Below are 25,659 nucleotides of genomic sequence, written 5' to 3' on the forward strand. Positions count from 1 at the left end.
TTATTTTTTTTGAGCCAAAATCAATCTAAGCTGAAGATTTTTCTCCACTGAAAAACTTGAATGTTCCACAATAGCAAATTCAAGCGTTTTCAACCTTTTTTCCAACTCATTAAAATCAAGCCCCAACCATAAATCTCCGTAACGGACTCTCATATCCTCTTGATTATGATGAGCAAAGTCAGTAATCAGCAAGTATCCGTCAGCAGATAAAATTCTCTTAATTTCTTCTAAAGTATTAAAAGGGGCGTTTAGATGGTGTAAAACCATGTTCACAGTAACAAAATCAGCCTCGGCATCTTTTAAAGGTAAATGTTCCAAATCGCCTATTCTTAAAGAAACCTGAACTGTTGAGGCAAAATTTTGTTTTTTTGCCAATTCCAACATTCGAGCAGAGCCGTCAACACCAATCAATATTTTACACTTATCTTGCATGGCTAAAAGCAATTGACCGGTTCCGCAACCCAAATCAACGGCACAAGTACAGTTTGGCATACGTTCGGCAACGGCAAGCCCTAAATTAAACTGTCCTAAAATTTCTTTATTTAATTTATCCCAGTCATCAGCAATATGATTAAAAAACATTTTCGTGTTTAAACTGCGTTGATCAAGCAACTGTTTGGCTTTTATCAAGTCTTTGTTCAAACTGATATTGTTTTGCATAAACGGTTTTAAAGCTTGAATAAAATTACTTGCCGTACCATTTTTATTACTGCTGTAAAAAACCCATAACCCCTCACGTCGAAACAACAACAAACCGCTTGCACTCAATATTTTAAGGTGTCTTGAAATGCGAGATTGCCCCATATCAAAAAGCTGAACCAGTTCATTGACATTTAACTCATACTTTTGCAAAACGGCAATAAGACGCAAGCGAATAGGGTCAGCAACAGCTTTGCAAAATTCCAATAATTGTTGAGTATTTTCATCAAGCGTGTGAATATCTGACGTTTCGTTCAGTTCATAGCTTTGTTCTGAGGACAAATAAGACATAAAAGCACCACCATTAATCAGTATAACGTGATATATATTATCAAGCTCTTCGGATAACACAAGTTTTTTATCGCACAGGAAAAATTATCCAATTTAATACAATCAGTTATTAAAAAGAAAAGAGGGCAGAGAAAACCCTACCCTCTTTTTTATCTATAAGAAATAAAGGAACTACAAACCATTTGAACTTTTTAAAGAAATACGGATAATTGCTCTTTGTAAAGCAATTTCAGCTCGTGATTGGTCATAATCTTCTTTTGAAGCAAGACGTTTTTCCGCTCTTTCTTTTGCCTTCTTGGCTCTCTCTAAATCAATTTGTTCAACTAATTCAGCAGATTCAGCAAGAATTGTAACTTTATTATCAGAAACCTCGGCAAAACCACCAGATATGAAAGCATAATGATTTTTACCGTTAGCTTTATAATAAAGTGAACCAATTTTTAAAGCTGTTAAGTAGGGAACGTGATTTGGCAAAACACCAAACTCGCCACCTATACCAGTAGCACTTACATAATCTGCTTTTTCGTCTAAAACAAGACGATCAGGGGTAACAATTTCAACTTGGAGCATTTTTTCCATAGCGGTCGCTCCTTATTGTGCTGTACGTTTCTTATACTTTTCCAAAGCCATATCAATATTACCAACCATATAGAAATCAGATTCTGCAAGCTGGTCATATTCTCCATTTAAAATACCTTCAAAAGCTCTAACGGTATCTTCAAGCTTTACATATTCACCAGGGGTACCGGTAAAGGTCTCCGCAACGTGGAAAGGCTGAGATAAGAAACGCTGAATACGTCTGGCACGGTTAACTGTGATTTTATCTTCATCAGACAGTTCGTCCATACCAAGAATAGCGATAATATCTTGAAGGTCTTTATATTTTTGAAGAATCATCTGAACTTGACGAGCAACAGCATAGTGTTTTTCGCCAACTACGAGAGGATCTAAGATGCGAGAAGTAGAGTCAAGCGGGTCAACAGCAGGGTAAATACCAAGCTCTGCAATTTGACGAGAAAGAACCAAAGTTCCGTCAAGGTGAGAGAAGGTAGTCGCCGGAGCAGGGTCAGTTAAGTCATCAGCAGGCACATAAACAGCCTGAACAGAAGTAATAGATCCTTTATTTGTTGAAGTGATACGCTCTTGTAATGCTCCAAGGTCGGTTCCGAGTGTTGGCTGATAACCAACCGCAGACGGCATACGACCAAGTAAAGCAGATACTTCAGAACCTGCTTGAGTAAAGCGGAAGATGTTATCAACGAAGAGCAGAACGTCTTGGTTTTCTTCATCTCTAAAGTACTCAGCACAAGTCAAAGCGGTTAGAGCAACACGAGCACGAGCTCCCGGAGGCTCATTCATCTGACCATAAACTAAGGCTGCTTTTTCTAAAACTCCGGCATCCTTCATTTCATGGTAAAGGTCATTCCCCTCACGAGTACGCTCACCAACCCCGGCGAATACAGAAATACCGCCGTGTTGTTTTGCGATGTTGTTGATCATTTCCATTAAGATAACGGTTTTACCAACACCAGCACCGCCGAAGAGACCCATTTTTCCGCCCTTAGGGAAAGGAATAAGCAAGTCAACAACTTTGATACCTGTTTCAAGAAGTTCTACTTTTGTGTTTTGTTCAGTAAAAGCAGGAGCCGCTCTGTGAATAGGCAGTTTCTTTTCTGCGTCGATCGGACCTATTTCATCAACAGGTTGACCAACAACGTTCATAATACGCCCTAAAGAAGCTTTTCCTACCGGCACCATAATTGGGTGCCCGGTATCAACAGCTTCCATTCCACGCACAAGACCTTCTGTAGCTTCCATAGCGATAGTTCGCACTATGTTGTTACCAAGATGCTGTGCCACTTCACAGATTAACTCTGGGGCATTTGGGTTATTTGGGTTTTTTATAATAATAGCAGACAAAATATTAGGTAACTTGCCTGTTTCAAATTCGACGTCTACAACAGCGCCGATTACTTGTACTATCTTACCAACGTTAGTACTCATTTTTTCTACGCTCCCTTGTTATCCTTTGAGCGCCTCAGCGCCGCCGACGATGTCCATCAAATCTCTAGTAATAGCCGCTTGCCTTGTCTTATTAAAGAGCATGGTTAAAGCACTTATCATATCGTTACAACTGCGAGTGGCGTTATCCATAGCTGTCATTCGAGCGGCGTGTCCACTTGTTCTTGTATCTAATAAACCACGATAAATTTGTACTCTAACAAATTTAGGAAGTAATTCAGATAATAAAACAGAAGCATCAGGCTCATAAATGTATTCTATGGCGAGACTGGCAGTTTTTTGTGTATTTTTATCATTTTCAGCTTTTTGGCTGTCTGATTTAACAGGTAAAAGAGCTAAGCGAGTTGGTTTTTGGTTAGCTACGTTAATAAACCGACCATAAACCACAATCACTTCGTCTACTTCTTTAGCGACAAAAGAATTTATGACTTCGTTACCGAGTTCTAAGGCAAGGTTAAAATTAAGGTTATTTATCCTGCCTATATAACCGTTTGCAAGTTCATAATTAAGTTTACGGATAGCATCTCGACCTTTACGACCAACGCACCAAAACTTTACACCTTTACCAGCCGCTTTTGCTTCTTCGGCTAATTTTATGGCTTCGGATATAAGGTTAACGTTAAAACTACCGCATAAACCTCTTTCAACCGTCATTAACACTATGCCGACATTTTTTGACTCAAGACGTTCTTCAAGCAAGGCGTTAGCAACACCTGAAGTTTTACCTGATAAATCTGTCAGCATACTGTAGAATTTTTCAGCATAAGGACGAAAACCTTCCATCCTTTGTTGAGCACCACGCAACTTAGCAGATGAAACCATGTTCATTGCTTTTGTAATTTGCTTGGTTTTTCCTACAGCTGTTATTTTTACTTTTACATCCTTAAGCGATGCCATGCCTCACCTCCGGAGTATTAAGCTTTGAAGCCTTTTTTAAAATCTTCTAAAGCTGCCTGCATACGCTTTTCCAAATCAGCATCAAGAGCTTGTTTGGATTTAATATCATTTAATATATCTGGACGAGAAGCTTTAAGAAAATCAAGGTATTCTTTTTCAAACTTACGTACAGCACTAACAGGAATATCGTCCATATAGCCTTTAATTGTTGACCAAATAGAAGCAACCTGTTCAGCGGTTGGCATAGGTTCAAACTGTGGTTGTTTTAATAATTCTACTAATCTAGCACCACGATTTAATTTAGCCTGAGTCGCTTTATCAAGATCAGAACCAAACTGAGCAAACGCAGCGAGTTCACGATATTGAGCCATATCAAGACGCATAGTACCTGCGACTTGTTTCATTGCTTTAATCTGAGCGGCACCACCAACTCGAGAAACTGATAAACCAACGTTAATCGCAGGGCGAACGCCTGAGTTAAAGAGGTTTGGCTCAAGATAAACCTGACCATCAGTAATAGAAATAACGTTAGTTGGAATATAAGCAGAAACGTCGCCAGCTTGAGTTTCGATAATAGGTAAAGCTGTTAAAGAACCAGCTCCAAGCTTATCAGACATCTTCGCAGCTCTTTCAAGTAAACGAGAGTGAAGATAAAAAACGTCTCCAGGGAAAGCTTCACGACCGGGAGGACGACGAAGAAGCAAGGACATCTGGCGATAAGCCGTTGCTTGTTTAGATAAGTCATCATAAATAATTAAAGCGTGCTTACCATTATCTCGATAAAATTCTGCCATAGAACAACCAGAATAAGCTGCAATAAATTGTAACGGAGCTGGTTCAGAGGCGGTTGCGGAAATAATAGTTGTATACTCAAGTGCACCATGTTTGCGTAAAATATCGGCAACAAGGGCAACGGTTGACCTTTTTTGACCAATCGCCACATAAAAACAGTGAATACCTGTTTCTTTTTGAGCTAAGATAGCATCAAGGCAAACAGCGGTTTTACCGGTTTGACGGTCACCGATGATAAGCTCACGCTGACCTCGTCCGATTGGGGTCATAGCGTCAATCGCTTTAATACCGGTAGGCATAGGTTCATGAACGGATTTTCTGGCAATAATACCGGGAGCTTTAATTTCAACCGGCTTGGTTTCACTCGCATTAACCGGTCCTAGACCGTCAATTGGCTCACCAAGAGGGTTTAAAACACGCCCCATAACAGCATCACCAACAGGAACGGAGAATATTTTTCCCGTACGTTTTACAAGGTCGCCCTCTTTAACGCCAGTATCCTCACCAAGAAGAGCAACACCAACGTTGTCTTCTTCAAGGTTTAAAACCATTCCCATTAATCCACCGGGAAATTCCAAAAGCTCCATAGACATGGCATTTCTAACACCATAAACACGGGCAATACCATCACCGACATAAAGCACGGTACCGGTTTCGCTCATTTCTACGCGACTTTCGTAATTTTGGATCTGATCCTCAATAATTTTACTGATTTCTTCAGCTTTGATCTGCATGGCTCTACTCACCCCTCTTTATGTTGTCTTTGAGCATGCCCAATTGTGCTTTTAGGCTTGCGTCCATGACCTGATCGCCAATCTTGAGCACAATGCCACCTAAAATAGATGGATTGACATTGTAGGTTAGGTCGAGCTTGTAATTTGTTTGTTTTTCAAGCCGACTTTGAACTTTTTTACGCTTTGGTTCTTTGAGTTCCACAGCCGTTATGAGTTCGCCGCGAATAACGCCGCGTTCTTCATCAAGGAGGACATTATAAAAAGCACTAATGTCTTTTAAATAGGTAATACGACCTTTATCGAGTAAAATGTTGCAAAAACTTTTTACTTCTGTTCCAAGTTTAGCCTGTTCCAAAAGAACAACAAGCAACTTTTCTTTTTCTTCTTTTAAAAAAACAGGGTTACTGAAAAAATTTTCCAATTCTTTTGAGTTTGCCAATATAAAAGCTAAAGCACCAAGCTCTTCACCATAACGGAAAGGCTCGTCTTTACCTTTTTTAAAGGCAAAATCAAACAAGGCTTTTGCATACCTGCGTGCGACAATAGAATTTATCAATTGAGCACCACCTTAGTTATATAGTTATCGATAATTTTTTCTTGAGCTTCTGAATTAAGCTTGGCTTTTAACATTTTTTCGGTGTTTTCAACAACAAGATCGGCAACTTCTGATCTAATTTCTTCTATTGCCAAGGCAAGTTCGTTTTCTGCCGTAAGTTTAGCCTGTTCGGTAATCTGTTTGGCGGTTGCTTCAGCTTTTGCAATAATATTCTTTTTAATCATCTCACCTTGAGCTTTATACTCTGCAAAAACGGCTTCTCTTTCTGAGGCTATATTAGCTATACGCCTTTCTACTTCAGCAAGTTTTTGTTCAGCTTCAAGCTTACGCTGAGAAAGGTCTTTCAACTCTTGTTCAATTGTAGAACGACGAGCTTTAAGAGCAACCAACATTTTCTTTACGCCAAAATACCAAATAATTCCGGCAAAAGCAAATAGGTTAGCCAATCTGAAAAATAAGTTTGTTACGGCACTTTGGTTAGCTTCTCCAATGCCATGAACTAATCCGGCACCCAAGCTAACAACGGCAAGAGCCAATAACACCAGAAAAACTTTGTCTTTTTTCAACGCCCCCTCCTTAACTTTTCAAGTTAACAAAATTAACTTAGAATACGGTCAACAGCTTTGACAGATAAAGCATCTATTTGATCCTTTAGTGTCAACATAGCTTTTTTTGCCTCAGACTTAATCTGAGCTTTAGCATCTTGAATAAAAGTTTGTGCATCAGAGTTTGCTTGCCCGAGAATATCAGCTTCGACTTTAAGAGCGCTGTCTCTAACGTCGTCTCGCTGAGAAACTGCTTGCACTCTAGCTTTAGCAAGTTCAGACTCATAGTTTTTAAGCTTAAGATCTGCCGCCTTGTTAAAATCGTCGGCACTATCCAAAAGCCCTGCCATTTTTGCCTTACGCTCAGCAATAATATCTCGAACGGGCTTAATTAAAACATAGTTCAAAAACGCCAACGCTACTAAAAAGTTACACAGCTGAATCAATATCAGCGGCAAACTAATTTCAATCATTCCGGGCACAGGTACATTAGGGTCAACCATAAAACTTCCTACCTCAGGGTTTGGAACAACATTGTGAAAATTTACACCAATACATACTTGAATTATAAACTATGAAATAAAAAGTGTCAAAAACTTTTTAAACACATCAAACAAGAAAAAAACACCTTATATAAACAGAAAACACATAACATTAAAGAAGCGGTCTAAAGTTTCAACTTCCCAACTTTATTTTTATTCAATCAATTCAACTTTGCCTTCTGATAATTCACCAACTAATCCAACAGATTGAATAGCAGCATCGCCTTGCAACATATTGACTGTTCCTTGAACAACAGCACCCTCTTCCATCACTAAAACCGGAGTATTAAGAGTTCCAATCAATCTTGCTGTTTTATGGATAATCGTCTTTTTAGCTATCTTCATTTCTCCGGTAATACAACCGGAAACGATAAGTTGACCAACGTGAACAGTTGCTTGCACTTTTGCATCTTTTCCAAGAATTAAAGTTCCGTCTGACTCAATATCGCCTTTAAACTGACCGTCAATACGCACAGCACCGGAAAAGTTAAGATGACCTTCATATATAGTGCCTGTCCCAAGGAATGCATTAAATTCATCTTTACTCATCATTGACCTCAAGCTTAAGTATATATTTACAGATTAATCAATTATACCGATTATTCAAACCAAAAATAGTTTAACATTTTTAAATTGTTTTGCAAGTTATTTATTTTGTTGCTGTTTACTTAAACACACCAACTTAGTGATTTATTTCACACTTTCCCCTTGAAAACAATAAAAATGGGCTTAATTTAATCTAAAAACAAAACGACGCATAGAAACATTCAAAACCAAGCCAATTAAAAAAAAGTTTACAACCGTCGCACTTCCGCCGTAACTTATAAAGGGAAGAGGCATTCCAACAACAGGCAACATACCTGTAACCATGCCTATATTAATCACAATCTGAACAAAAAAATAGAAAAATACACCAACAACCAGCGTACTTCCAAAACGGTCTTTAGCATCAGTCGCCGTATTAATTATACACAACAAAAAAAGACAAAAGAATAAAATTAAAAGAGCCGTTCCAACAAAACCCCACTCTTCGCTAAAAACAGCAATCGCAAAGTCGGTATGTTTTTCCGGTAAAAAACGTAACTTACTTTGAGTTCCGGCTAAAAAGCCTTTTCCCCAAATTTCACCGGAACCTATGGTTATTTTAGACTGAATAATTTGAAAACCTTCATCTTTCGGGGCACGTTCGGGGTTTAAAAAGGTAAACACCCTTTCTTTTTGATAAGGTTTCATAAATTGCCAACCAAGAGGAAGCAATAAAGGAACAGATAAACAACATATTCTAAAAACCCAAGGTTTTAGCCCACGATATAAAATAATCCCCCCAACAAGGATAACAATATTAAGGGCTGTTCCAAGGTCTGGTTGTTTTAAAATCAAAACAACAGGTACGGAAATAATCAAAAAAACTTGAAATAAACCACCCCACCCCAAAGGCTCTTTACTTGAAGACAAAACCTTGGCAATTAAGATAGTTGTACTAATTTTAGCCAATTCACTAGGTTGGATTCTAAAAAATCCAATATCTATCCAACGCTTGGCATTATTTATTGTTGTTCCTATAATAGGAACGGCAAGCAACAAAACTATAGTGAGCAAAAAAATTGGTACGGCAAAGTTTTTAAAGTGGCGATAATCAATAACCGTCGAGAGAAACATCAAAATAAAACCGCCGACGCTCCAGAGGGCTTGTTTTTGATAAAAGCTTGCAAGCTCAATCACTCCGTCAAGATTGCGATAAGCACTGGCAGAATATAAATTTACCATACCAATAGTAAAAAGGATTAGGGTCATTAAAATCAAACCCCAATTGATTTGAGAGAGTTTATGATTATCCATCTTTAAAATTATACCCTAAACTTAGCCCTTAGTATTATAAAATATTATATCTCTCTTACGATACACTATAAAAAAAATGAATTATCATACCTTTCTTAATTTGGCAAAAACTACTTATAGCGTTTTTTATAATGTTTCTTCATTTTTCTTTAACGCAGTTTCTAAAACCGGCTCTTCTTTGTTTTGCATATTCATATATTCGCCAAACAAGTAATCATAAACTCGTTTTACAATAGGACCGGCAACAGCACCACCGCCGCCGCCATGTTCTACCATAGCAATAACAACATAGCGTTTGCCTTCTTTTTCACCCCAAGAAACTATCCAAGCGTGGTCTCTATGTTCATACGCCAACTGATGGGTTTTTAAACGCACTTCACCTATTTTTACAACTTGGGCTGTTCCTGTTTTTCCGCCAATAACAGCATCAGAACGCTTTAAAACTCTCGCAGTTCCGCTTTCAACAGTCATTCGCATAGATTCTAGTATTATAGCTAAGTGTTCCGGTTTTATGTCTAAAAGTTTTTTTTCAAAAGGCGGAGTATCAGCTAAAACACTAGGTCTTAAAATTCGACCACCATTAAATAATGAAGAAACAAAATTTGCCATTTGTAAAGGAGTTGTCATAACAGACCCCTGTCCAATAGATACGTTAAGAGTTTCGCCGCCCTGCCAATCTGCGTTATATTTTTTTTTCTTCCATTCTCTTGATGGCATAAGCCCGGAAGCTTCTCTATTAAGTTCTATCCCTGTTGGTTGACCGAATCCATTTTCTTTTGCATAAGCAGAGATACGGTCTATTCCCATTTTTTTTCCCATTTCATAATAGTAAACATCGCAAGAATTTACGAGAGAGCTAAGCATATTAACACTTCCATGCCCACCTTTTTTCCAACAACGGAACGTATGATTTCCAAGCTTTGTTTCCCCTGAACAAAAAACCGTTTGTTTCGGGTCAACGCCTTCTTTAAGTAAAAGAGCCGCCATTAATAATTTCCAAACAGAACCCGGAGGATAAGTACTTTGTAAGGCCCTATGGAACAAAGGGTGTCTTGGGTCTTGAGCCACTAACGCCCAAGTTTTTCTTTCTTGAATAGTGTTATTATCATAAGAAGGCTTTGAAACTAGGGCTTTAAGCTTTCCCGTATCCGGATCCATTACTACAACAGAACCCGAATAATCGCCCAAGGCATCAAAGGCTGCTTTTTGAATATCAATATCAAGAGACAAGCGTACAATATCTCCTCCGATCGGAGTTTTAGTTGTCATTTTATTTAACTGACGCCCTTTTACATCTACTTCTACTTCCTGCATACCTTTTATGCCACGAAGCTCTTGCATACCTTTTATGCCATTTAATTTATGTGTTGCAACGGCGGTTTTTTCCAAGGCAAATTCCAAACCTGTTTTACCAACAGTATCACCCGGACTTAAATCTTTGTCGCCTTCTAATTCTTCTCGGTTCGGCTTATTCATATAGCCGATAATATGAGCGAATAATTCACCCTGTGGATAATGCCTTCTTTGGCGAATAACAATTTGAACACCCGGCCAAAGTCTTAAATCATTTTCAATTTCCGACAAAAGTTCAAAAGAAATATCTGTTGCCAAAACTAAGGGATCAAAAGGTTTGGCTATATCAACTTCTTTTTTATAACTGTTGACGATACTTTGATACGGAACATTCATCCACTTGCTTATTTGAGCTAAAGTGGCATTAATATCGGGGCAATCTTCGCGGTTAATCGCTATACAAAACGCCGGGCGGTTTTCTGCGAGCAAACGCCCCTTATCATCAACAATAAGCCCACGAGTAGCAAAAATTCTTTCCAAGCGAATACGGTTATTGTGAGCAAGGCGAGCCAGCTCTTCACCTGATAAAACCTGTAAATACCAAAAGCGTATGATAAAAATACAAAACAAGAGAGCGACTAATATCTGTACTAAAATCAGACCACCGCGTCTTGGCTGATAACCTTTTGATTCTACCTCTAAACGCATATCAATTACCTAAAGTATATAAGTTGTCTGTCTTCTTGGTTTGTGGCAATATCTTTCTCAGACGGCTTGCAACACACCAAACCAAAGAAAAAATAAAAGTTTGCCAAATTGCATCATTAAAAAACATTTTATAGTCTTGATTATCCGTACCAACCTGCATTATCAAAAGAACAATCAAAATACGGACAAGAGACAAAATAGCACCAAAACATAAAATGAAAAAGAAATTATTTGCATTAAACAAGCGCTGTCCCAAAATAAACATAACAATTGTTGTAATATACCATAAAGGAGCAGCCCCGAAAACCAGAGAACTCGTCCCTTCTTGAATTAAAATAAAAACCAAACAAAGCCAAAAGGTTTGTTGCCAACGTTTTTCATATAAAGAAACAATAACGCCCGGAACAAGAGCGTCAATACCCGGAATAAACGCTTGGATAAAAACGCCGATCACAATAAAAAAACACCACCAAAGAATATTTAGTAACCACATAAATTACTCTGTGTTTTGCTCTTGATTTTCAACAGAACCTGAAGGCGGTGCATCGCCGTATTCCATTTTATGCACTTCGGCCTCCATTTCTACACTGGAATCTTGAGGCGGTAAAAAACCAAGAGGAATATTACGAGATGGTGGAAAGATAAGTAAAGCTTCTTCGACTTTATTGGTTTTAACTACAGCATCAGCCAGCACGGATAAAAACAAAGTGCTACCCGCCGGTTGTACACTTATAACCTTAGCCACGGGAATCCCCTTAGGAAAACCACCGGCAACTCCGGAGGTAATTAAGAGTTCACCCTCTTTAAGCTGTGCGTTTTGAGCAACATAATGAAGTTCAAGTGGCTTATTAATGCCGGCACCGGACAAAATTGCCGGAGTTCTTGTTTCTTGACTGATAACAGAAACCCGAAAACCCGGGTCGCTTAATAAAAGAACAGTAGAAGTATGAGCCGCCGAACGTAAAACCTTTCCATAAACTCCCTCTGCCGTAATTAATGGAGTATTAGGAACAGCACCGTCAGCAGAGCCTTTATCGATCATTACCGTTTCTTGAGCCGAAAAAGGACCAAAACGCACGGCAAGAATACGCGTTCCAACCCTTACCCAAGCTTCTTGATCTTTAAAAGCAAAAAGGTTTTGCAAACGTTTAAGTTCAGCCCTCTCTTCTACATTATGAGAAAGTTCGGCTTCAAGTTGTTGAATCTTTTTAATCAATTTAAGGTTGTCTTCTTTAGCGTCTTTTAGGTCTATATATTGACTATAAAAAGAAGAAGCCTCATCTTTTATCCACAAAATAGGCGTAAAAAGACTTCCGACAAAAGACAAACCGCTTTGCTCAGAAATATAATCAAAATGATGAGTGCGTTGGTTCCAAGTAAATAAACCAAGATATACGATCAAGACAACGACAACAATGACAAAAAAGCGTTTAAATAAAGCGTTAATCTATGCATACCTCCTTGAGGATATTCAGATTATCCAACGCCATGCCCGTTCCTATTACTACGGTCGAAAGAGGGTCGTCAATTACGGTTATAGGCAGTGAGGTTTCCTCTCTTAATAGTTGATCAAGTCCTTTCAACAAAGCTCCCCCACCTGTAAGAACAATTCCACGATCAACAATATCGGCCGCAAGTTCGGGCGGAGTTTGTTCCAAAGCCGTACGAACGGCATGAACAATACTGTCAACCTGTTCTGAAATAGCCTTACGAATTTCTTCAGAGGTAATGATGATGTTTTGAGGAATACCCGTTGCTAAATCACGCCCTTTTACTTCAAGAGGCATCTCAGGATTTAAAGGGTAAGCCGAGGCGATTTTAATTTTTATCTCTTCTGCGGTTGATTCACCAATCAACATACTATATTTGCGTCTAACGTGGAGCATAATGGCTTCGTCCATTTTGTCTCCGCCGACTCTGATAGATTTTGAGTAAACAATACCCGAAAGAGAAATAACCGCAACTTCGGTAGTTCCGCCGCCAATATCAACAACCATATTGGAAGTAGGGTCTTGGATTGGAAGTTTAGCACCAATAGCCGCCGCCATGGGTTCTTCGATTAAATAAACCTCTCTGGCTCCGGCACTTTGAGCACTTTCTTTAACCGCTCTTTTTTCAACCTGAGTTATTCCGGTAGGAACACAGATCATTATTCTTGGTCTTACCGGACGGCGAGATTTATGTACTTTAGCAATAAAATGGCTAATCATTGCCTCAGCAATTTCAAAATCGGCAATAACTCCGTCTTTCATCGGACGAATAGCCTGAATATTTCCGGGAGTACGACCAAGCATACGCTTTGCATCTTGTCCAACCGCCAAAACGACATTAGAACCGCGAGAATCTTTTTTTACTGCGACCACTGAGGGTTCACGCAAGACGATACCACGCCCTTTAACATAAACACAAGTGTTGGCTGTTCCAAGATCTATTGCTAAGTCGCTAGAAAAAAAACCTAATAGATGATCCAATATTTTAGCCATGAAGCTTCTTTGCCTTTAAAAATTTGTTAAATATTATGAATTATGTTTTATAGTTACTTAAAAAAGCTTGATAAAAACGTAAAATAAACGCTTTTTGATTAAAGTAAAAAACGCATACAACATTCAACAAGCTATCTTTCAGGCTTAACACAAGTAAAAAAAAAATACTAGTGGTAACAAACACAAAATAAACACTTAGTTATTTTTTTTACAATTATTTTTTATAAACAAACAAGTGAAAATTTAGCGTAATATTTAGTCTATTGCCCTATATGTTCCACTTTTTCCACCACTTTTAAAAAGCAAACGACAATTGGTAATTTTAATATCTTTTTGTACGGCTTTACACATGTCATAAATACTTAAAGCGGCAACCTGCACTGCTGTTAAGGCTTCCATTTCTATTCCCGTACGCCCGCTTGTTCTTACTTCTGCTTCAATCAAGACAGACGGCGGTGTTTCTTGAATTTTAAACCTGATATCACAAAAATCAAAGGGTAAAGGATGACATAGCGGAATAAGCTCTGCCGTGCGTTTTGCGGCTAATATTCCGGCTACTTTGGCAGTATTTAGAGCATCACCCTTAGGAAGTGCCTTTTCTTTCAATAAGTTTAAGGTTTGTTCGCTGATTAAAACGGTAGTCTCGGCAATGGCAACACGGCGTGTAACTTCTTTATTGCCCACGTCAACCATGCAGGCGGAACCGTTTTCGTCTAGATGAGACAATTTAGGCTTATTCATATTTTTATTACTCTAAGGTTAAAATATATTGATTAAATAATATACTTATTTTGTGCGGCGGGATAAACCCCTAAAATACGCCAAGTTGCACAATGTTGATCTAAATAATTACGCAACCTGGAGTGAATATCCAAAGTTAAATCAACGCTAAGATCAGCAAAGAAAACATATTCCCACTGTTCCCCTTTAGAAGGGCGCGACTCAAGCTTAACAAGGTTAATTCCCGCTTCGGCAAACCCGTTTAAAACGAAAGACAAAGCTCCGGGTTTATGTTTTGTTGTAAATAAAACAGAGGTTTTCATGCCTTCTTTTTGCGGAATTATATTTTTTCTTTTATCTTCATAATCTGTTTTCTCGATTAAAGGTGGCTCAATAAGGTTTTTATCAATACTATTTTGATTATATGCCTTATGTCCTTGTTCCGCATCAAGACTGATAACCACAAAGCGAGTCCAGTTATCAGGCATATCTTCTATCCCTTCGTCAACAATATTTAAACCTAACATATCAGCCAAACAACGACTAGCTATAGCCCCGGCATTTGGTATATCCAAAATACGCTTGGCAGCAGCAGCAGTAGATTCGGCCGGAATACGCACAACCCCGGGAAGGTGTTGAGTAAGCCAAGAATCACACTGTGCTAAAGGTTGAGGGTGAGAGTGAACTTCTTTAATTTGCTTGCGTTTCACCTCTTTACTCAAAAGACAAAGGTGAATCCTTGTATAAATTTCCGCAATGATTTTAACTGGATATCTTAAAAACAAGTCAAAATTCTGCCCTACTGAACCATGCAAGGAATTTTCAAGAGGAATAAGTCCAAAAGACGCTTGTCTATCATAAACCGCCCGAAAAACAGTTTCAAAGTCAGGTTTTAGACTCACATTAACGCTTTGTCCAAAACAAGATAAGACCGCCGCATGAGAAAAAGTTCCCTCAGGCCCTAAACAAACCACGGTTTGCGGAGCTTGCAAACTTCGAGACGAAGAAAAAATTTCTCTCCAAATTGCATGAATATGAGCGTTAGGCAAAAGACCACTTTGTTTTAAATTAAAACTCGTTAAATGGTCTAAAACAGCTCGTTCTCTTTCCGGGTGAAAAATTTGCCCACCGGTTCCGGCATCAAGACCGTCTTTTTCTCTTTGTTTAGCCTTTATGGAACCAACCGCCAAACTCATTAAAGCCCGTTGGTTTAAAAGAGTTAAAAGCTGTTCGTCTATTTGGTCGATAGCATTGCGAACTTCATTAAGATTATCAAGTTTGTCAATTTGAGCTTTTTGGTCTAAATGACTTGCAACAAGCTCAATATTATCAATATGTTCTACGTCTTGAGACTGTGATTTAGTCTTCTTTTTCACTTTATGCCTCGATGATATCTTCAACGATACGCATACCAAAGTGTCTACCTGCCATATCAGTATGACAAAGCACGGTATCGCCAACTTTTAATTGAACAACACTCACCGGCTCTCCGTTAGCGTTTACAAGACGAATTGTTTCGGCATTTTGCAAAAATACAGCCCCTTTAGGCCCACCGGCTCCAATCTCGGCTTCAATAAAAAGCATGGGGCGTTGTTCTACTTTAGCACGCCCGACTCCGACTTTTTTGGAGTTTCCGTTATGATCAACAATCAAAACTTCGTCGCCTGCTTTAATTTCTTCAAGATAACGAGTTTTATCACCGGGACAAATTGCATAAGCATGCACAGCACCGGCGTTAATGCGAAAAGGTCTTGCCGCAACATAATCGTTGTGTTCTGTCTCTGCATTCACCAAAAAAGTAAAGGCACTGGAATTTCCGACCAACATACCCTGCCCTTTTTGCAACATGCTCATAGTATCAACACAGACTCTATGACCAAGTCCAACAGGCTCAATTTTTGTTAAAGTAGCACGCACAAGCTCTATTTTTCCTTGTGAAATACTAAGATCGGCAATAATGCCTTTTAAATCGCCGACAGCTTCAGGACAAACAACCACGGTATCTACTCCCACTTCTAAAATTCCGGCAGCCAACAAAGCTTCGCTTTTAGAGTGAACCTCAACTGCCACCTGTGATGATTGAGCCAATAAATTTTCGATTGGAATAATCTCCCAACCATGAGAAATAACAACTTTTTTACCGTTTTTTAATTGTTCAACGGCTTTTTCTTCGTCTTTTTTGGAATTTAATTTTATAAAACTAAAACTTTCCGCCTCAAAAATCTGACAACGAGCCAAGCCCTTACAGTCTTCAACGGCATTTTTAGGAAGAATCAAGCCGTCAACGCCTGACTCCAAGGCTAAAGTGAGAGCTGATTTATCAAAAGGCACACATTTAAATAAAATCTTAGGCATGACGACCCTCATAAGCAGTAAAAAACTGCGTAAATTTTGAATAAGTTAAAGAGTTGGTGTTTATGGTTAAATAAACCAAAAGCGAGATAAAATGAGATTGAATTTTGTCTGAAACAATCATTCGTATAAATTTTATTTTTAGTAGTTAAGTCTATACTCTGTTTATTTCAAATGCAAGAGGAAATTCCAACTTGTTATGGAGTAAAAGCCAATTTGTTAAGAAGTAAAGGGCTGTTACGATATAGCAATAGCAATACGCAACAACGTTACTCAGTATTGAAAAGTTAAATGCTCTACTGTTTGACCCAAAAAAATTGCGATAAACCTAACTCTTATTGTTTAATAAATTTTTGACAAATTGCATCGCAGTTCTACCCGAACGCCCATTATAATCAAGCTCCCATTCTATGGCACTTGCCTGTATTTCTTCTGTCATGCTGACTTCATGTTTTAAAAGAATCGACTTAACTATTTCAAGGTATTCTGGTTGACTCAAAGACCCAAAATATACCCGCAGACCAAAGCGTTCGGCTAACGACATCTTTTCATTTCTCGTATCACTCACATGCACGTCTTCTCCTTGACGCTCATTCCAAGTTTCACCGATTAAATGCCTGCGATTTGAAGTTGCATAAATTAAAACATTTTGTGGCTGTTTTTCTATATTTCCGTCTAACAAGACCTTTAAGTTTTTATAGCCCAACTCATTACTTTCAAAAGATAAATCATCTAAAAAAATGATATATTTAAAGCTTTTATTTTTAATTTCACTCATGAGTTGCGTTAATTCACTTAAATCATCTTTGAATATCTGAACCAAGCGCAAACCTTCTGTGTAATATTCATTAAGTAACGCCTTAACGATTGACGATTTTCCACCGCCGCTATTACCATAAAGAATCACGTTGTTAGTGGGGTTTCCTTGTAAAAAACTTTTGATATTTTGTTTTAATATTTGTTTTTGAGCTTCCACACAAAACAGCTCATCTAACTTAATATCATCAGGGCTACTTACTCCGCAAAGACCGCCTCGCCAATAAAAAGCGATATATTGAGCCAGCTCACCGCCACCAAATTTTTTATAGTGGCAAATCAATTTTTCTAATATTTTCTCTGTGGAACTTTCTTCAACAAGGTCTTCTATAGATTTTTGATAATCACTAAAAAAAAGAGTGCGTTTAATAGAGGGAATATAATTTTTAATAGTTAGCTCTTTAAGATATTCCATTAATTTTCTTAAGTCTGCTAACGCGGCTTTTTTTAGACTTTCTCCAACGTTTTCGCTCTGTTCGCATATTTGAGAAAGTACATTTTTGTCTTTAAGAAGAAGCATTATAGCATATTCTTTTGTAACATTTGTGGTAACGGCTGAGCTTTCGGCAAATTTTATAATTTCTTTTGGCGAAAAAACTGAATCGTTTGTATTAATATTAAAAATAAGCATTGTCTTTCTCCTTAGTGAGGCCTTACCGTCAATACGCTTTTTAGTTTAATAGATAAAATAAGATTAGTTTATATCTTAAAGCTTGAATTTTTGTATTTATTAAATAGATAAATTAGATTTACCAGCGAAGTCTATTAAATAGAACACCCAAGCCTCAACGTTTTGACTCAACGTTTTGAGTAATTGCTTAGGTGTTCCGTATTTAATATTGATAATCAGCCAAATATCTCGCCAACAGTATTATCGTGCCATCAATGCAAACACACCCCAACCGAGGTATTCACGAGTGTATTGAGCGTAACGTTTAGGTTCAGAAGTTAAGTTGGCTCGAACCTCTTTCGCAAAGTCATCATCTGGATTCGCTTTGAGCCATTGTTTCATGGTGAGCCACTTAGCAGCCTCGTACCTATCCCAGCCTTCTTGATCAGCTAAAACCATCTCCACAACGTCGTAGCCAAGCTCACTGAAAGATGCGAGAAGTTCTGGAAGCATGAGAAAGTCGGAAACAGAACCAGCAAAGCAACCCTTAGCAACTTCTTCCGTAGGGGGTAACTGCCGCCAGTAAGGTTCACCAATAAGCATCATACCTTCGGGGCTAATACTCTTCGCCAAAAGCTCGATAGTACCAACAACTCCACCGCCAATCCACGTAGCACCAACACAGGCCGCTACATCTACTTTTTCATCAGCAACATAGCCAGTAGCGTCGCCATGAATAAATTTAACCCTATCGGCGACTCCAAGTTCTTTAGCACGGAGCGTCGCTTGCTCTGAAAACAACTGGCTCATATCAATGCCAACACCAGTTATTTCGTAATCACGAGCCCAAGTGCAAAGCATCTCGCCAGAACCGCTACCAAGGTCAAGTATACGAGTTCCTGATTTTAGACGCAACACCGCACCAAGAGTAGCAAACTTTTCTGGTGTGAACGGGTTATGAATACGGTGAGCACTTTCGGTAATATTAAAAATACGTGGAATATCCAAAACAAAAACTCCTTTTACAAAATCTACGCAAGTAGATAATAGCTTTAAACAACACCCAAACCCCAACGTTTTGAGTTGAGGATAAGGATGCCAGTTGGTTTACAATTTCTTAGCTTTATTACTACAGATTAAAGCATCTGCCAAACTATACAGCTAATCATGAAAAAAACGAGAGTTAAACGATAAGCCGGGTTTTGTCTTTTTTATATTGCTATAAAAACGATTGTCATTTCTCTAGGGCTTTAATTACTTAAAGCCTCAAGCAACCTACCCAAGGGCATCAGCCGGACAAGCTGTGGTGCGCCCTTCTATTTGGTCTTGCTCCGAACGAGGTTTACCTAGCCCGCTATGTTGCCATAACGGCTGGTGGGCTCTTACCCCACCGTTTCACCCTTACCGTTTTCACGGCGGTCTGTTTTCTGTGGCACTTTCTAAAGATCGCTCTTCCCGGGGGTTACCCGGCGTTTGTCCTATGGAGCCCGGACTTTCCTCCCCCACAAAGTGGCGGCGACAATCTGTCTAACTCTCGAAACTTAATAAAAAAAGGTCAGTTATATTATAAGCATAACTTACTTGATTTAATTATATAATAAATTATTCCGGACGATGAAAGTGTTCACACCAATAAATCAGGCGTTGGCAATTAGGGCAACTTAAAATCTGAGTGCCTTTTTGTAATTCAATAAAAATTTGAGGCGGAACACTAATATTACAACCGGAACAAACAGCCTCTTTAACAAAAACAATAACCGGATGTTCCAATCTTCCTTTAATAAATTCATAACGTTGTAAAACAGGTTCGGGAATTTCACAGCCTGAGTGTTTACGTTCTTCATTTAAAACAGCCAACCTTTTATTACATTTATCGACAACTTCTTGTAAGCTTTCACTTTTTTCATTAAATTGAGCCAATAAAGATTCATAACGCTCGTTTACTTCAGCATATCTTGTTGATTGGTGATTTAATTCGTCAAGCAACATTTTCTTTTCATCTTCACGTCCACGAGTGTTTTTTTCTAAAACATCAAGCTCGCTGATCACAGCGTTATATTCTTTTTCGCTGCCAACCTGCATTAACTTGCTTTTACTTTTTTCAAGCTTGGCTCCGTCATCATCAATGGCAATATCAAGACGCTTGGCTTGTTCTTTGATATGTTCGAGCTTTTCTTCCAAATGTTTTTTTTCTTTTTCAACGGTTTCAAGCTCTGTACGCAGTTTTTCAACTTCTAAAGGACCTTTGGCAAGCTCTTTATTTAGATCATAAATTTCATTGTCTACTTTTTGCAAGGCAACAAGTTGGGCTATCTGGCTTAAATATATACTCATTAATAAACACTCCTCTTCTATTTCTATCTTCTTAACAAATTTATTTTATTATATTCCAAAGGATTCTTTGACTCTAAAAATATAAACTCAAGCTCTGGTATATCTGATGCCAACCGATAAGTCCAGCGACGCATCATCTCTTCTTCCAAGCTGAAATGTCCCACATCAATCACACAAAAATCTTGCTTCAATCCATTTTGTCGTTCTAATTCCAAACGACTTTTTAAATCACAAGCCGCATGATATTTAACATCTCCGGTAATAAAAACATCGGCTTGACTGCTAATTGCCAATTCAACAGCACTCGCACCGGAACCGGGCAAGCAAGCTATTTTATTAATATTTTTCGGAATATTTCCACAAAAAGAAAACGCGTCAATATCAAGCAACTTTGATAATAATATGCTAAAAGCTTCAAAGTCTAAAGTATAAGGCAAATCTCCGATAAAGCCAAAACCTTTTTCAAACTCGGCTTCACTATTAGTTTTTTCCAATACTTTAACGTTTTTAAGCTTTAATTCTTCGGCCAACCAGGAAACAGGTCCTTGTAAGTTGGTATCAAGCGAGGTATGGGCACTATAAAGCCACAAATCGTTGGGAAAAAGTAAACGCAAACTTTCAACAATCAAATTATTTTCGGTCAAACTAAAACTTTTTAAATATAAAGGGTGGTGGCTTAAAATAAACTGAACGTTCTGTTCAATCGCTCTTTGAATTTGTATGGGAGACGGGTCTAAACACAAAGCAACTTTTTTAATCTCTTGATTTTTCGCAACAAGTTGTAGCCCGGAATTATCCCAAGCGGCCGCCCAAAGCGGATTAGCTGTTTTTTCAATATGCCGAATTAAATCTTGATAATACATAAAAACCCAAATAAAAAATTAAGAATAAATAAAAAAGGCTTCCAGGTGAACAGCCTCTTTTGTCTATTTCAAATAACACAGCCCAAGTCAAGCTTTTGTAAAAAAAATATTGACAAGTTTTAAAATAAGCAATATAAATTCATTCTTCTTTGAAGCGAATTAAAAACATTGTAGGCTTATTTTTTATAATAAAGTCAATACGATACATAACGGGCCTATAGCTCAGTTGGTAGAGCAACCGGCTCATAACCGGTTGGTCCCAGGTTCAAAGCCTGGTGGGCCCACCAGATTTTAAAAGGTTACAGATTTTTTCTGTAACCTTTTTTTATGCTGTAAGCTTTTTATTCTATAACTTAATGAATTTACAATTTAAAACCACACATAAAAAAAACCTTGTTTATTTATATCAAAAATATTATATAAATAAACGATTGGAGTTAAATAACACCATCGCTCTTTTTACTATGCAAATCAAGTATAATAGGAGGAAATCAAATGGGAATTATAGAAAAAAAAATTTACAATGCCCACTGTTTACACTGCGGAACTTCTGAGAAAGTTTCAAGCCTTGATAAGGTGGCGTCTTCTTCTCACTCATCATATCAAAACGCTCAAAACTCCCACCACTCCCAGAACTCAATGACACACTTCATGAAATTTGAGACGACATGGGAGGCAAGGGAAAGAGGGAAAACGTCGACACCAAAACTAAAATCTATAGTATGTAAGAACTGTGGAAGTTCAGATGTAAAAACCGAATATAAATATAAAGTGTAAACACAATAAAATAAAGCTCAACAATAAAAAAACAACCCGCCTGTAGTTTATACAGACAGGTTGCTTCTATCAAAATACCAAATAATGCGATTGATTTTGCTTCTTTATTTTTTGGAACTAATGTTAATTTTACCATCAACTAAGTCAACAAAAGCTGTATCGCCTTCGACTATTTCGCCGCTTATAATTTTGCGAGCCAAGCTATTTTCAACATATTGTTGCAAATAACGACGCAAAGGTCTGGCTCCGTAAGCGGGGTCATAAGCATCTTTGGCAATATGGTCTTTCGCAAGCTCACTTATTTCGAAGCTGATTTTTTTCTCTGCCAAACGAGCTTTGAGCCGTTGCAACATTATTTCTACAATTTCTTTCATTTGAGCCTCTAACAAAGGCTTAAAGAGAATAATATCATCAACTCTGTTTAAAAACTCCGGCCTGAAATGTTGACGAAGCTCCATTAAAACAGCTTCTCTGGCACTTTCTTTTAAAACACCACCACTGCTTATACCTTCTAAAATACGATGTGAACCGATATTAGAAGTCATAATGATAATAGTATTTTTAAAATCAACCGTACGCCCTTGGCTGTCGGTCAAGCGACCGTCATCTAAAATCTGAAGCAAGGTATTAAACACATCAGGGTGTGCTTTTTCTACTTCATCAAATAAAACAACGGAATAAGGCTTACGTCTTACGGCTTCGGTTAACTGACCGCCTTCATCATAACCAACATAACCCGGAGGAGAGCCAATCAGTCTGGAAACAGAGTGTTTTTCCATATATTCGCTCATATCAAGGCGTATCATATTATCTTCGCTATCAAACAAAGAAGATGCCAAGGTCTTACAAAGTTCGGTTTTTCCAACCCCGGTTGGACCTAAAAAGATAAAAGAACCGATTGGACGATTGGGATCAGATAAACCGGAGCGAGAACGTAAAACCGCCTCGGAAACAGAGCTTACCGCCTCATCTTGTCCTACAACTCGTTTATGTAACAACTCAGGCAAACGCAAGAGCTTTTCTTTTTCTGACTCTATTAAACGAGTAACGGGAATACCTGTCCAACGTGCCACAATATCGGCAATATCATCAGGACGCACTTCTTCTTTTAACAAGCGAGTGCCTTGGTCAAGCTCTTCTGTTTCCGCCAATTCTTTTTCAAGTTTTGATAGAGTAGAATAGCGCAACTCGGCGGCTTTGTTTAAGTCATAGTTACGTTCCGCCTCTTCTATATCAAGCTTGGTGCGTTCTATTTTTTCTTTAATTTTACGCACTTTATCGATAGCAGCTTTTTCTTTTTCCCATTGTAACATCAGCCCGGCTTGACTTGACCTTAAATCTGACAATTCATTTTCAAGTTTTTCCAAGCGTTCTTTAGAGGCTTTGTCGCTTTCACGGCGTAAAGCTTCTCGCTCTATTTCAAGTTGCATAATCTTTCTTTGAGCTTCGTCCAAATTAGCAGGCAACGTATCAATTTCACTACGAATCATTGCCGCAGCCTCATCAATAAGGTCTATCGCTTTATCGGGAAGTTGCCTGTCGGTTATATATCGATTGGACAACACAACCGCTTCAACAATGGCAGAATCCAAAATCCGCACACCGTGGTGAACTTCAAAACGCTCTTTTAAACCACGCAAAATAGAAATAGTATCTTCCAAGCTCGGCTCACTGACTAAAAGAGGTTGAAAACGTCTTTCAAGAGCCGGGTCTTTTTCTATATATTTACGATATTCATCAACGGTAGTCGCACCAATACAATGCAGTTCACCTCGTGCGAGCATAGGTTTAAGCAAGTTGCTTGCATCCATTGCCCCATCTGATTTTCCTGCTCCGACTATAGTATGCAATTCATCAATAAATAAAATGACACGCCCATCGGAATTTTCAATTTCTTTTAAAACAGCTTTTAGTCTTTCTTCAAACTCTCCGCGATATTTCGCTCCGGCAATCAAAGCACCCATATCAAGGGCAAACAAAGTACGATCTTTTAAGCCTTCGGGAACGTCGCCTTTTAAAATACGGTGTGCCAAACCTTCAACTATCGCTGTTTTACCAACGCCCGCCTCACCGATAAGAACAGGGTTGTTTTTAGTACGCCTTGACAAAATACGCACACAACGCCTAATTTCGGCATCACGCCCAATAACCGGGTCAAGCTTTCCGTTTCTGGCTTCTTCAACCAAATCACGCCCATAACGGGTCAAAGCCTCATAGCTGGCTTCGGGGTTTGAGCTTGTTACTCGCTGATTTCCTCTAACGCTAAGTAAAGCCGCCAAAATTTTATCTCGCGTAATTCCAAACCCATTGTTTATTTTTCCAAGAGAGGTAGAACTTTTAACATCGCAAAGTTCCAACAAAAGATGTTCTACGCTGACATATTCGTCTTTCATGCTTTTAGCGCAATTATGAGCGTTTAATAAAAGTTCATGCGTCTGACGACTTAAGCCAACCTGACTGGAATCAACTCCTGAACCTGAAACTGTGGGCATTTTTTGAATCGCTTCACGCAGTTTATCTGCATAAATATTAGAGTCAATTCCTGCTTTTGCTAAGATTTTAGAAACCAATCCCTCTTCTTGTTCAACTAAAGCTAAGGCAAGATGTTCATTTTCTATTTGCTGTTGCCCGAATCTGACAGCGATAGTTTGTGCTTCGGCAACCGCCAATTGTGATTTTTCAGTAAATTTATTTAAGTCCATAAGTTATTTCCTCCGTCATTAACACAAAAAATTAGCGTGCTTTAAAACTTGAAATTTTCGCAAGTTCTTCCCATTTTTCTTTTTCGACAGCACTTAAATCTTTTGGTGTTTTAATATTTATTTTAACCAGTTGGTCTCCCTTTCCGGTTTTATCTTTTATATTTCCAAGCCCACGTTCTTTTAAACGTAATTTTACCCCGCTATTAACCCCCGGCGGAATATTTAGTTCAACATTTGAATCTAAAGTCGGAACACGCACACTTACGCCTAGAGCCGCCTCCCAAGGTGCCAAATTAAGCTCATAGATAACATCATTTCCTTCAAGCTTAAATATAGGGTGGTCTAAAATATGAATTGTTAAAATCAAATCTCCGGCTTTTCCCGTTCCCATTCCATGGTTGCCTTGTCCGCTTAGGCGAATACGTCCGCCGTTTTTAATCCCGGCAGGAATATTGATATTAAGCAAACGAGGTTTTGCATTCATATCTTGCAAAGTAACGTTTTTGTTTCCACCTTTATAAGCTTCTTCCAAAGAAAGCGAGAGGTCTGATTCTATATCGCTTCCCTTTCGAGAACGCATATTAAACGAAGAACCACCGCTAAACCCGCCCTGAGAACCAAATCCACCGTTAAATCCACCGGCTCCGCTTCCGAAAAAGCTTTCAAAAAAATCACTGAAATCCGAATTTCCCGAATGCTGACGTTGATAAGAACCAAACCCCGGTTGTTGAGAAAAGTTTTGACCTTGTTGCCAATTTGCTCCAAGTTGGTCATAAAGTTTACGTTTTTCATCATCTTTTAAAACTTCGTAAGCTTCACTGACCTCTTTAAATTTTTGCTCAGATTCTTTATTGTCAGGGTTAAGATCCGGGTGATATTTACGAGCCAACTTTTTAAAAGCTTTTGATATTTCTTCTTTTGATGCAGAGCGCGAAACCCCAAGCAACTTATAATAATCTTTATATTCTACTCCCATGCAACACACGCTCCTAATTACTTTATTAAAATATGGCTGTTGTAAGCTTGGATAACCTCATTAACAATAAACGTCTCTTAAAGGGATAACACCTTGAATTTAATATTT

Annotated in this window: 24 protein-coding genes, 1 tRNA gene and 1 other RNA gene; 2 read left to right on the forward strand and 24 right to left on the reverse strand. The window is 38.4% G+C overall.

All coding sequences use genetic code 11. The features are described 5' to 3' along the window. From BT999_RS02830 to BT999_RS02935, 22 genes are all read right to left on the reverse strand, one after another. Entirely contained in the window at positions 1-990 is a 990-nt protein-coding gene (locus BT999_RS02830) for an ArsR/SmtB family transcription factor (RefSeq protein ID WP_084650565.1), read from the reverse strand. Between the two features lie 171 nt (positions 991-1,161). After that, positions 1,162-1,569, reverse strand: coding sequence for a F0F1 ATP synthase subunit epsilon (locus BT999_RS02835; RefSeq protein ID WP_072696265.1), 408 nt, complete (start codon positions 1,567-1,569; stop codon positions 1,162-1,164). 12 nt (positions 1,570-1,581) lie between these two features. Then, positions 1,582-2,994, reverse strand: a complete 1,413-nt coding sequence (atpD, locus tag BT999_RS02840) for a F0F1 ATP synthase subunit beta (RefSeq protein WP_072696266.1) — start codon at positions 2,992-2,994, stop codon at positions 1,582-1,584. Between the two features lie 18 nt (positions 2,995-3,012). After that, positions 3,013-3,909 carry a F0F1 ATP synthase subunit gamma gene (locus tag BT999_RS02845; protein ID WP_072696267.1) on the reverse strand — a complete coding sequence of 299 codons (897 nt, stop codon included), beginning with the start codon at positions 3,907-3,909 and terminating at the stop codon, positions 3,013-3,015. Positions 3,910-3,926: 17 nt separating this feature from the next. Further along, positions 3,927-5,435, reverse strand: a complete 1,509-nt coding sequence (gene atpA, locus BT999_RS02850) for a F0F1 ATP synthase subunit alpha (protein ID WP_072696268.1) — start codon at positions 5,433-5,435, stop codon at positions 3,927-3,929. 4 nt (positions 5,436-5,439) lie between these two features. Continuing rightward, positions 5,440-5,991, reverse strand: coding sequence for an ATP synthase F1 subunit delta (gene atpH / locus BT999_RS02855; protein WP_072696269.1), 552 nt, complete (start codon positions 5,989-5,991; stop codon positions 5,440-5,442). Next, entirely contained in the window at positions 5,988-6,557 is a 570-nt protein-coding gene (locus BT999_RS02860) for a F0F1 ATP synthase subunit B (RefSeq protein ID WP_072696270.1), read from the reverse strand. The genes atpH and BT999_RS02860 overlap by 4 nt, the downstream gene beginning before the upstream one ends. A 32-nt stretch (positions 6,558-6,589) precedes the next feature. Then, entirely contained in the window at positions 6,590-7,039 is a 450-nt protein-coding gene (locus BT999_RS02865) for a F0F1 ATP synthase subunit B (protein ID WP_084650566.1), read from the reverse strand. A 192-nt stretch (positions 7,040-7,231) separates the two neighbouring features. Further along, positions 7,232-7,630 (reverse strand): polymer-forming cytoskeletal protein, encoded by a 399-nt coding sequence (locus tag BT999_RS02870; protein WP_072696271.1) that lies wholly within the window; start codon positions 7,628-7,630, stop codon positions 7,232-7,234. A gap of 177 nt (positions 7,631-7,807) precedes the next feature. After that, positions 7,808-8,917 carry a rod shape-determining protein RodA gene (gene rodA / locus BT999_RS02875; protein WP_072696272.1) on the reverse strand — a complete coding sequence of 370 codons (1,110 nt, stop codon included), beginning with the start codon at positions 8,915-8,917 and terminating at the stop codon, positions 7,808-7,810. A gap of 126 nt (positions 8,918-9,043) precedes the next feature. After that, on the reverse strand, positions 9,044-10,918 hold the full coding sequence (mrdA, locus tag BT999_RS02880; RefSeq protein WP_072696273.1) for a penicillin-binding protein 2: 1,875 nt from the start codon (positions 10,916-10,918) through the stop codon (positions 9,044-9,046). Between the two features lies 1 nt (position 10,919). Continuing rightward, positions 10,920-11,411 (reverse strand): hypothetical protein, encoded by a 492-nt coding sequence (locus BT999_RS02885; RefSeq protein WP_072696274.1) that lies wholly within the window; start codon positions 11,409-11,411, stop codon positions 10,920-10,922. Between the two features lie 3 nt (positions 11,412-11,414). Further along, positions 11,415-12,365, reverse strand: a complete 951-nt coding sequence (gene mreC / locus BT999_RS02890; RefSeq protein WP_084650568.1) for a rod shape-determining protein MreC — start codon at positions 12,363-12,365, stop codon at positions 11,415-11,417. Continuing rightward, a complete protein-coding gene (locus BT999_RS02895; protein WP_072696276.1) occupies positions 12,361-13,401 on the reverse strand; it encodes a rod shape-determining protein in 1,041 nt (346 codons plus the stop codon). Before BT999_RS02895 ends, mreC begins: the two co-directional genes overlap by 5 nt. Positions 13,402-13,656: 255 nt before the next feature. Then, complete coding sequence (gene moaC / locus BT999_RS02900) at positions 13,657-14,142, reverse strand: cyclic pyranopterin monophosphate synthase MoaC (protein WP_072696277.1); 486 nt, start codon at positions 14,140-14,142, stop codon at positions 13,657-13,659. A 32-nt stretch (positions 14,143-14,174) separates the two neighbouring features. Continuing rightward, a complete protein-coding gene (pheA, locus tag BT999_RS02905; protein ID WP_178139304.1) occupies positions 14,175-15,497 on the reverse strand; it encodes a prephenate dehydratase in 1,323 nt (440 codons plus the stop codon). A gap of 1 nt (position 15,498) precedes the next feature. Beyond that, positions 15,499-16,476 (reverse strand): 3-dehydroquinate synthase II family protein, encoded by a 978-nt coding sequence (locus BT999_RS02910; protein WP_072696278.1) that lies wholly within the window; start codon positions 16,474-16,476, stop codon positions 15,499-15,501. 325 nt (positions 16,477-16,801) lie between these two features. Beyond that, positions 16,802-17,920 carry an ATP-binding protein gene (locus tag BT999_RS02915; protein ID WP_072696279.1) on the reverse strand — a complete coding sequence of 373 codons (1,119 nt, stop codon included), beginning with the start codon at positions 17,918-17,920 and terminating at the stop codon, positions 16,802-16,804. Positions 17,921-18,160: 240 nt separating this feature from the next. Then, complete coding sequence (locus BT999_RS02920; protein ID WP_072696280.1) at positions 18,161-18,907, reverse strand: SAM-dependent methyltransferase; 747 nt, start codon at positions 18,905-18,907, stop codon at positions 18,161-18,163. Positions 18,908-19,074: 167 nt separating this feature from the next. After that, an RNA gene (gene rnpB, locus BT999_RS02925) (RNase P RNA component class A) lies at positions 19,075-19,434 on the reverse strand. A 67-nt stretch (positions 19,435-19,501) separates the two neighbouring features. Beyond that, positions 19,502-20,233 carry a zinc ribbon domain-containing protein gene (locus BT999_RS02930; RefSeq protein ID WP_072696281.1) on the reverse strand — a complete coding sequence of 244 codons (732 nt, stop codon included), beginning with the start codon at positions 20,231-20,233 and terminating at the stop codon, positions 19,502-19,504. Positions 20,234-20,256: 23 nt separating this feature from the next. Then, positions 20,257-21,096: a Nif3-like dinuclear metal center hexameric protein gene (locus BT999_RS02935; protein ID WP_072696282.1), complete on the reverse strand. Its 840-nt coding sequence runs from the start codon at positions 21,094-21,096 to the stop codon at positions 20,257-20,259. Between the two features lie 211 nt (positions 21,097-21,307). Between BT999_RS02935 and BT999_RS02940 the strand changes: the two genes are divergently transcribed. Next, a tRNA-Ile gene (locus tag BT999_RS02940) sits at positions 21,308-21,383 on the forward strand. Positions 21,384-21,591: 208 nt separating this feature from the next. Further along, positions 21,592-21,873 (forward strand): hypothetical protein, encoded by a 282-nt coding sequence (locus tag BT999_RS02945; protein ID WP_072696283.1) that lies wholly within the window; start codon positions 21,592-21,594, stop codon positions 21,871-21,873. A 104-nt stretch (positions 21,874-21,977) separates the two neighbouring features. On the opposite strand, the gene clpB is transcribed toward BT999_RS02945, so the two are convergent. Both clpB and BT999_RS02955 read right to left on the reverse strand, forming a co-directional pair. Continuing rightward, positions 21,978-24,575 carry an ATP-dependent chaperone ClpB gene (clpB, locus tag BT999_RS02950; RefSeq protein WP_072696284.1) on the reverse strand — a complete coding sequence of 866 codons (2,598 nt, stop codon included), beginning with the start codon at positions 24,573-24,575 and terminating at the stop codon, positions 21,978-21,980. A 31-nt stretch (positions 24,576-24,606) separates the two neighbouring features. Next, a complete protein-coding gene (locus BT999_RS02955) occupies positions 24,607-25,551 on the reverse strand; it encodes a DnaJ C-terminal domain-containing protein (RefSeq protein ID WP_072696285.1) in 945 nt (314 codons plus the stop codon). Positions 25,552-25,659: the final 108 nt, after the last annotated feature.

Source organism: Desulfovibrio litoralis DSM 11393 (genome assembly GCF_900143255.1).
Lineage (GTDB): Bacteria > Desulfobacterota > Desulfovibrionia > Desulfovibrionales > Desulfovibrionaceae > Frigididesulfovibrio_A > Frigididesulfovibrio_A litoralis.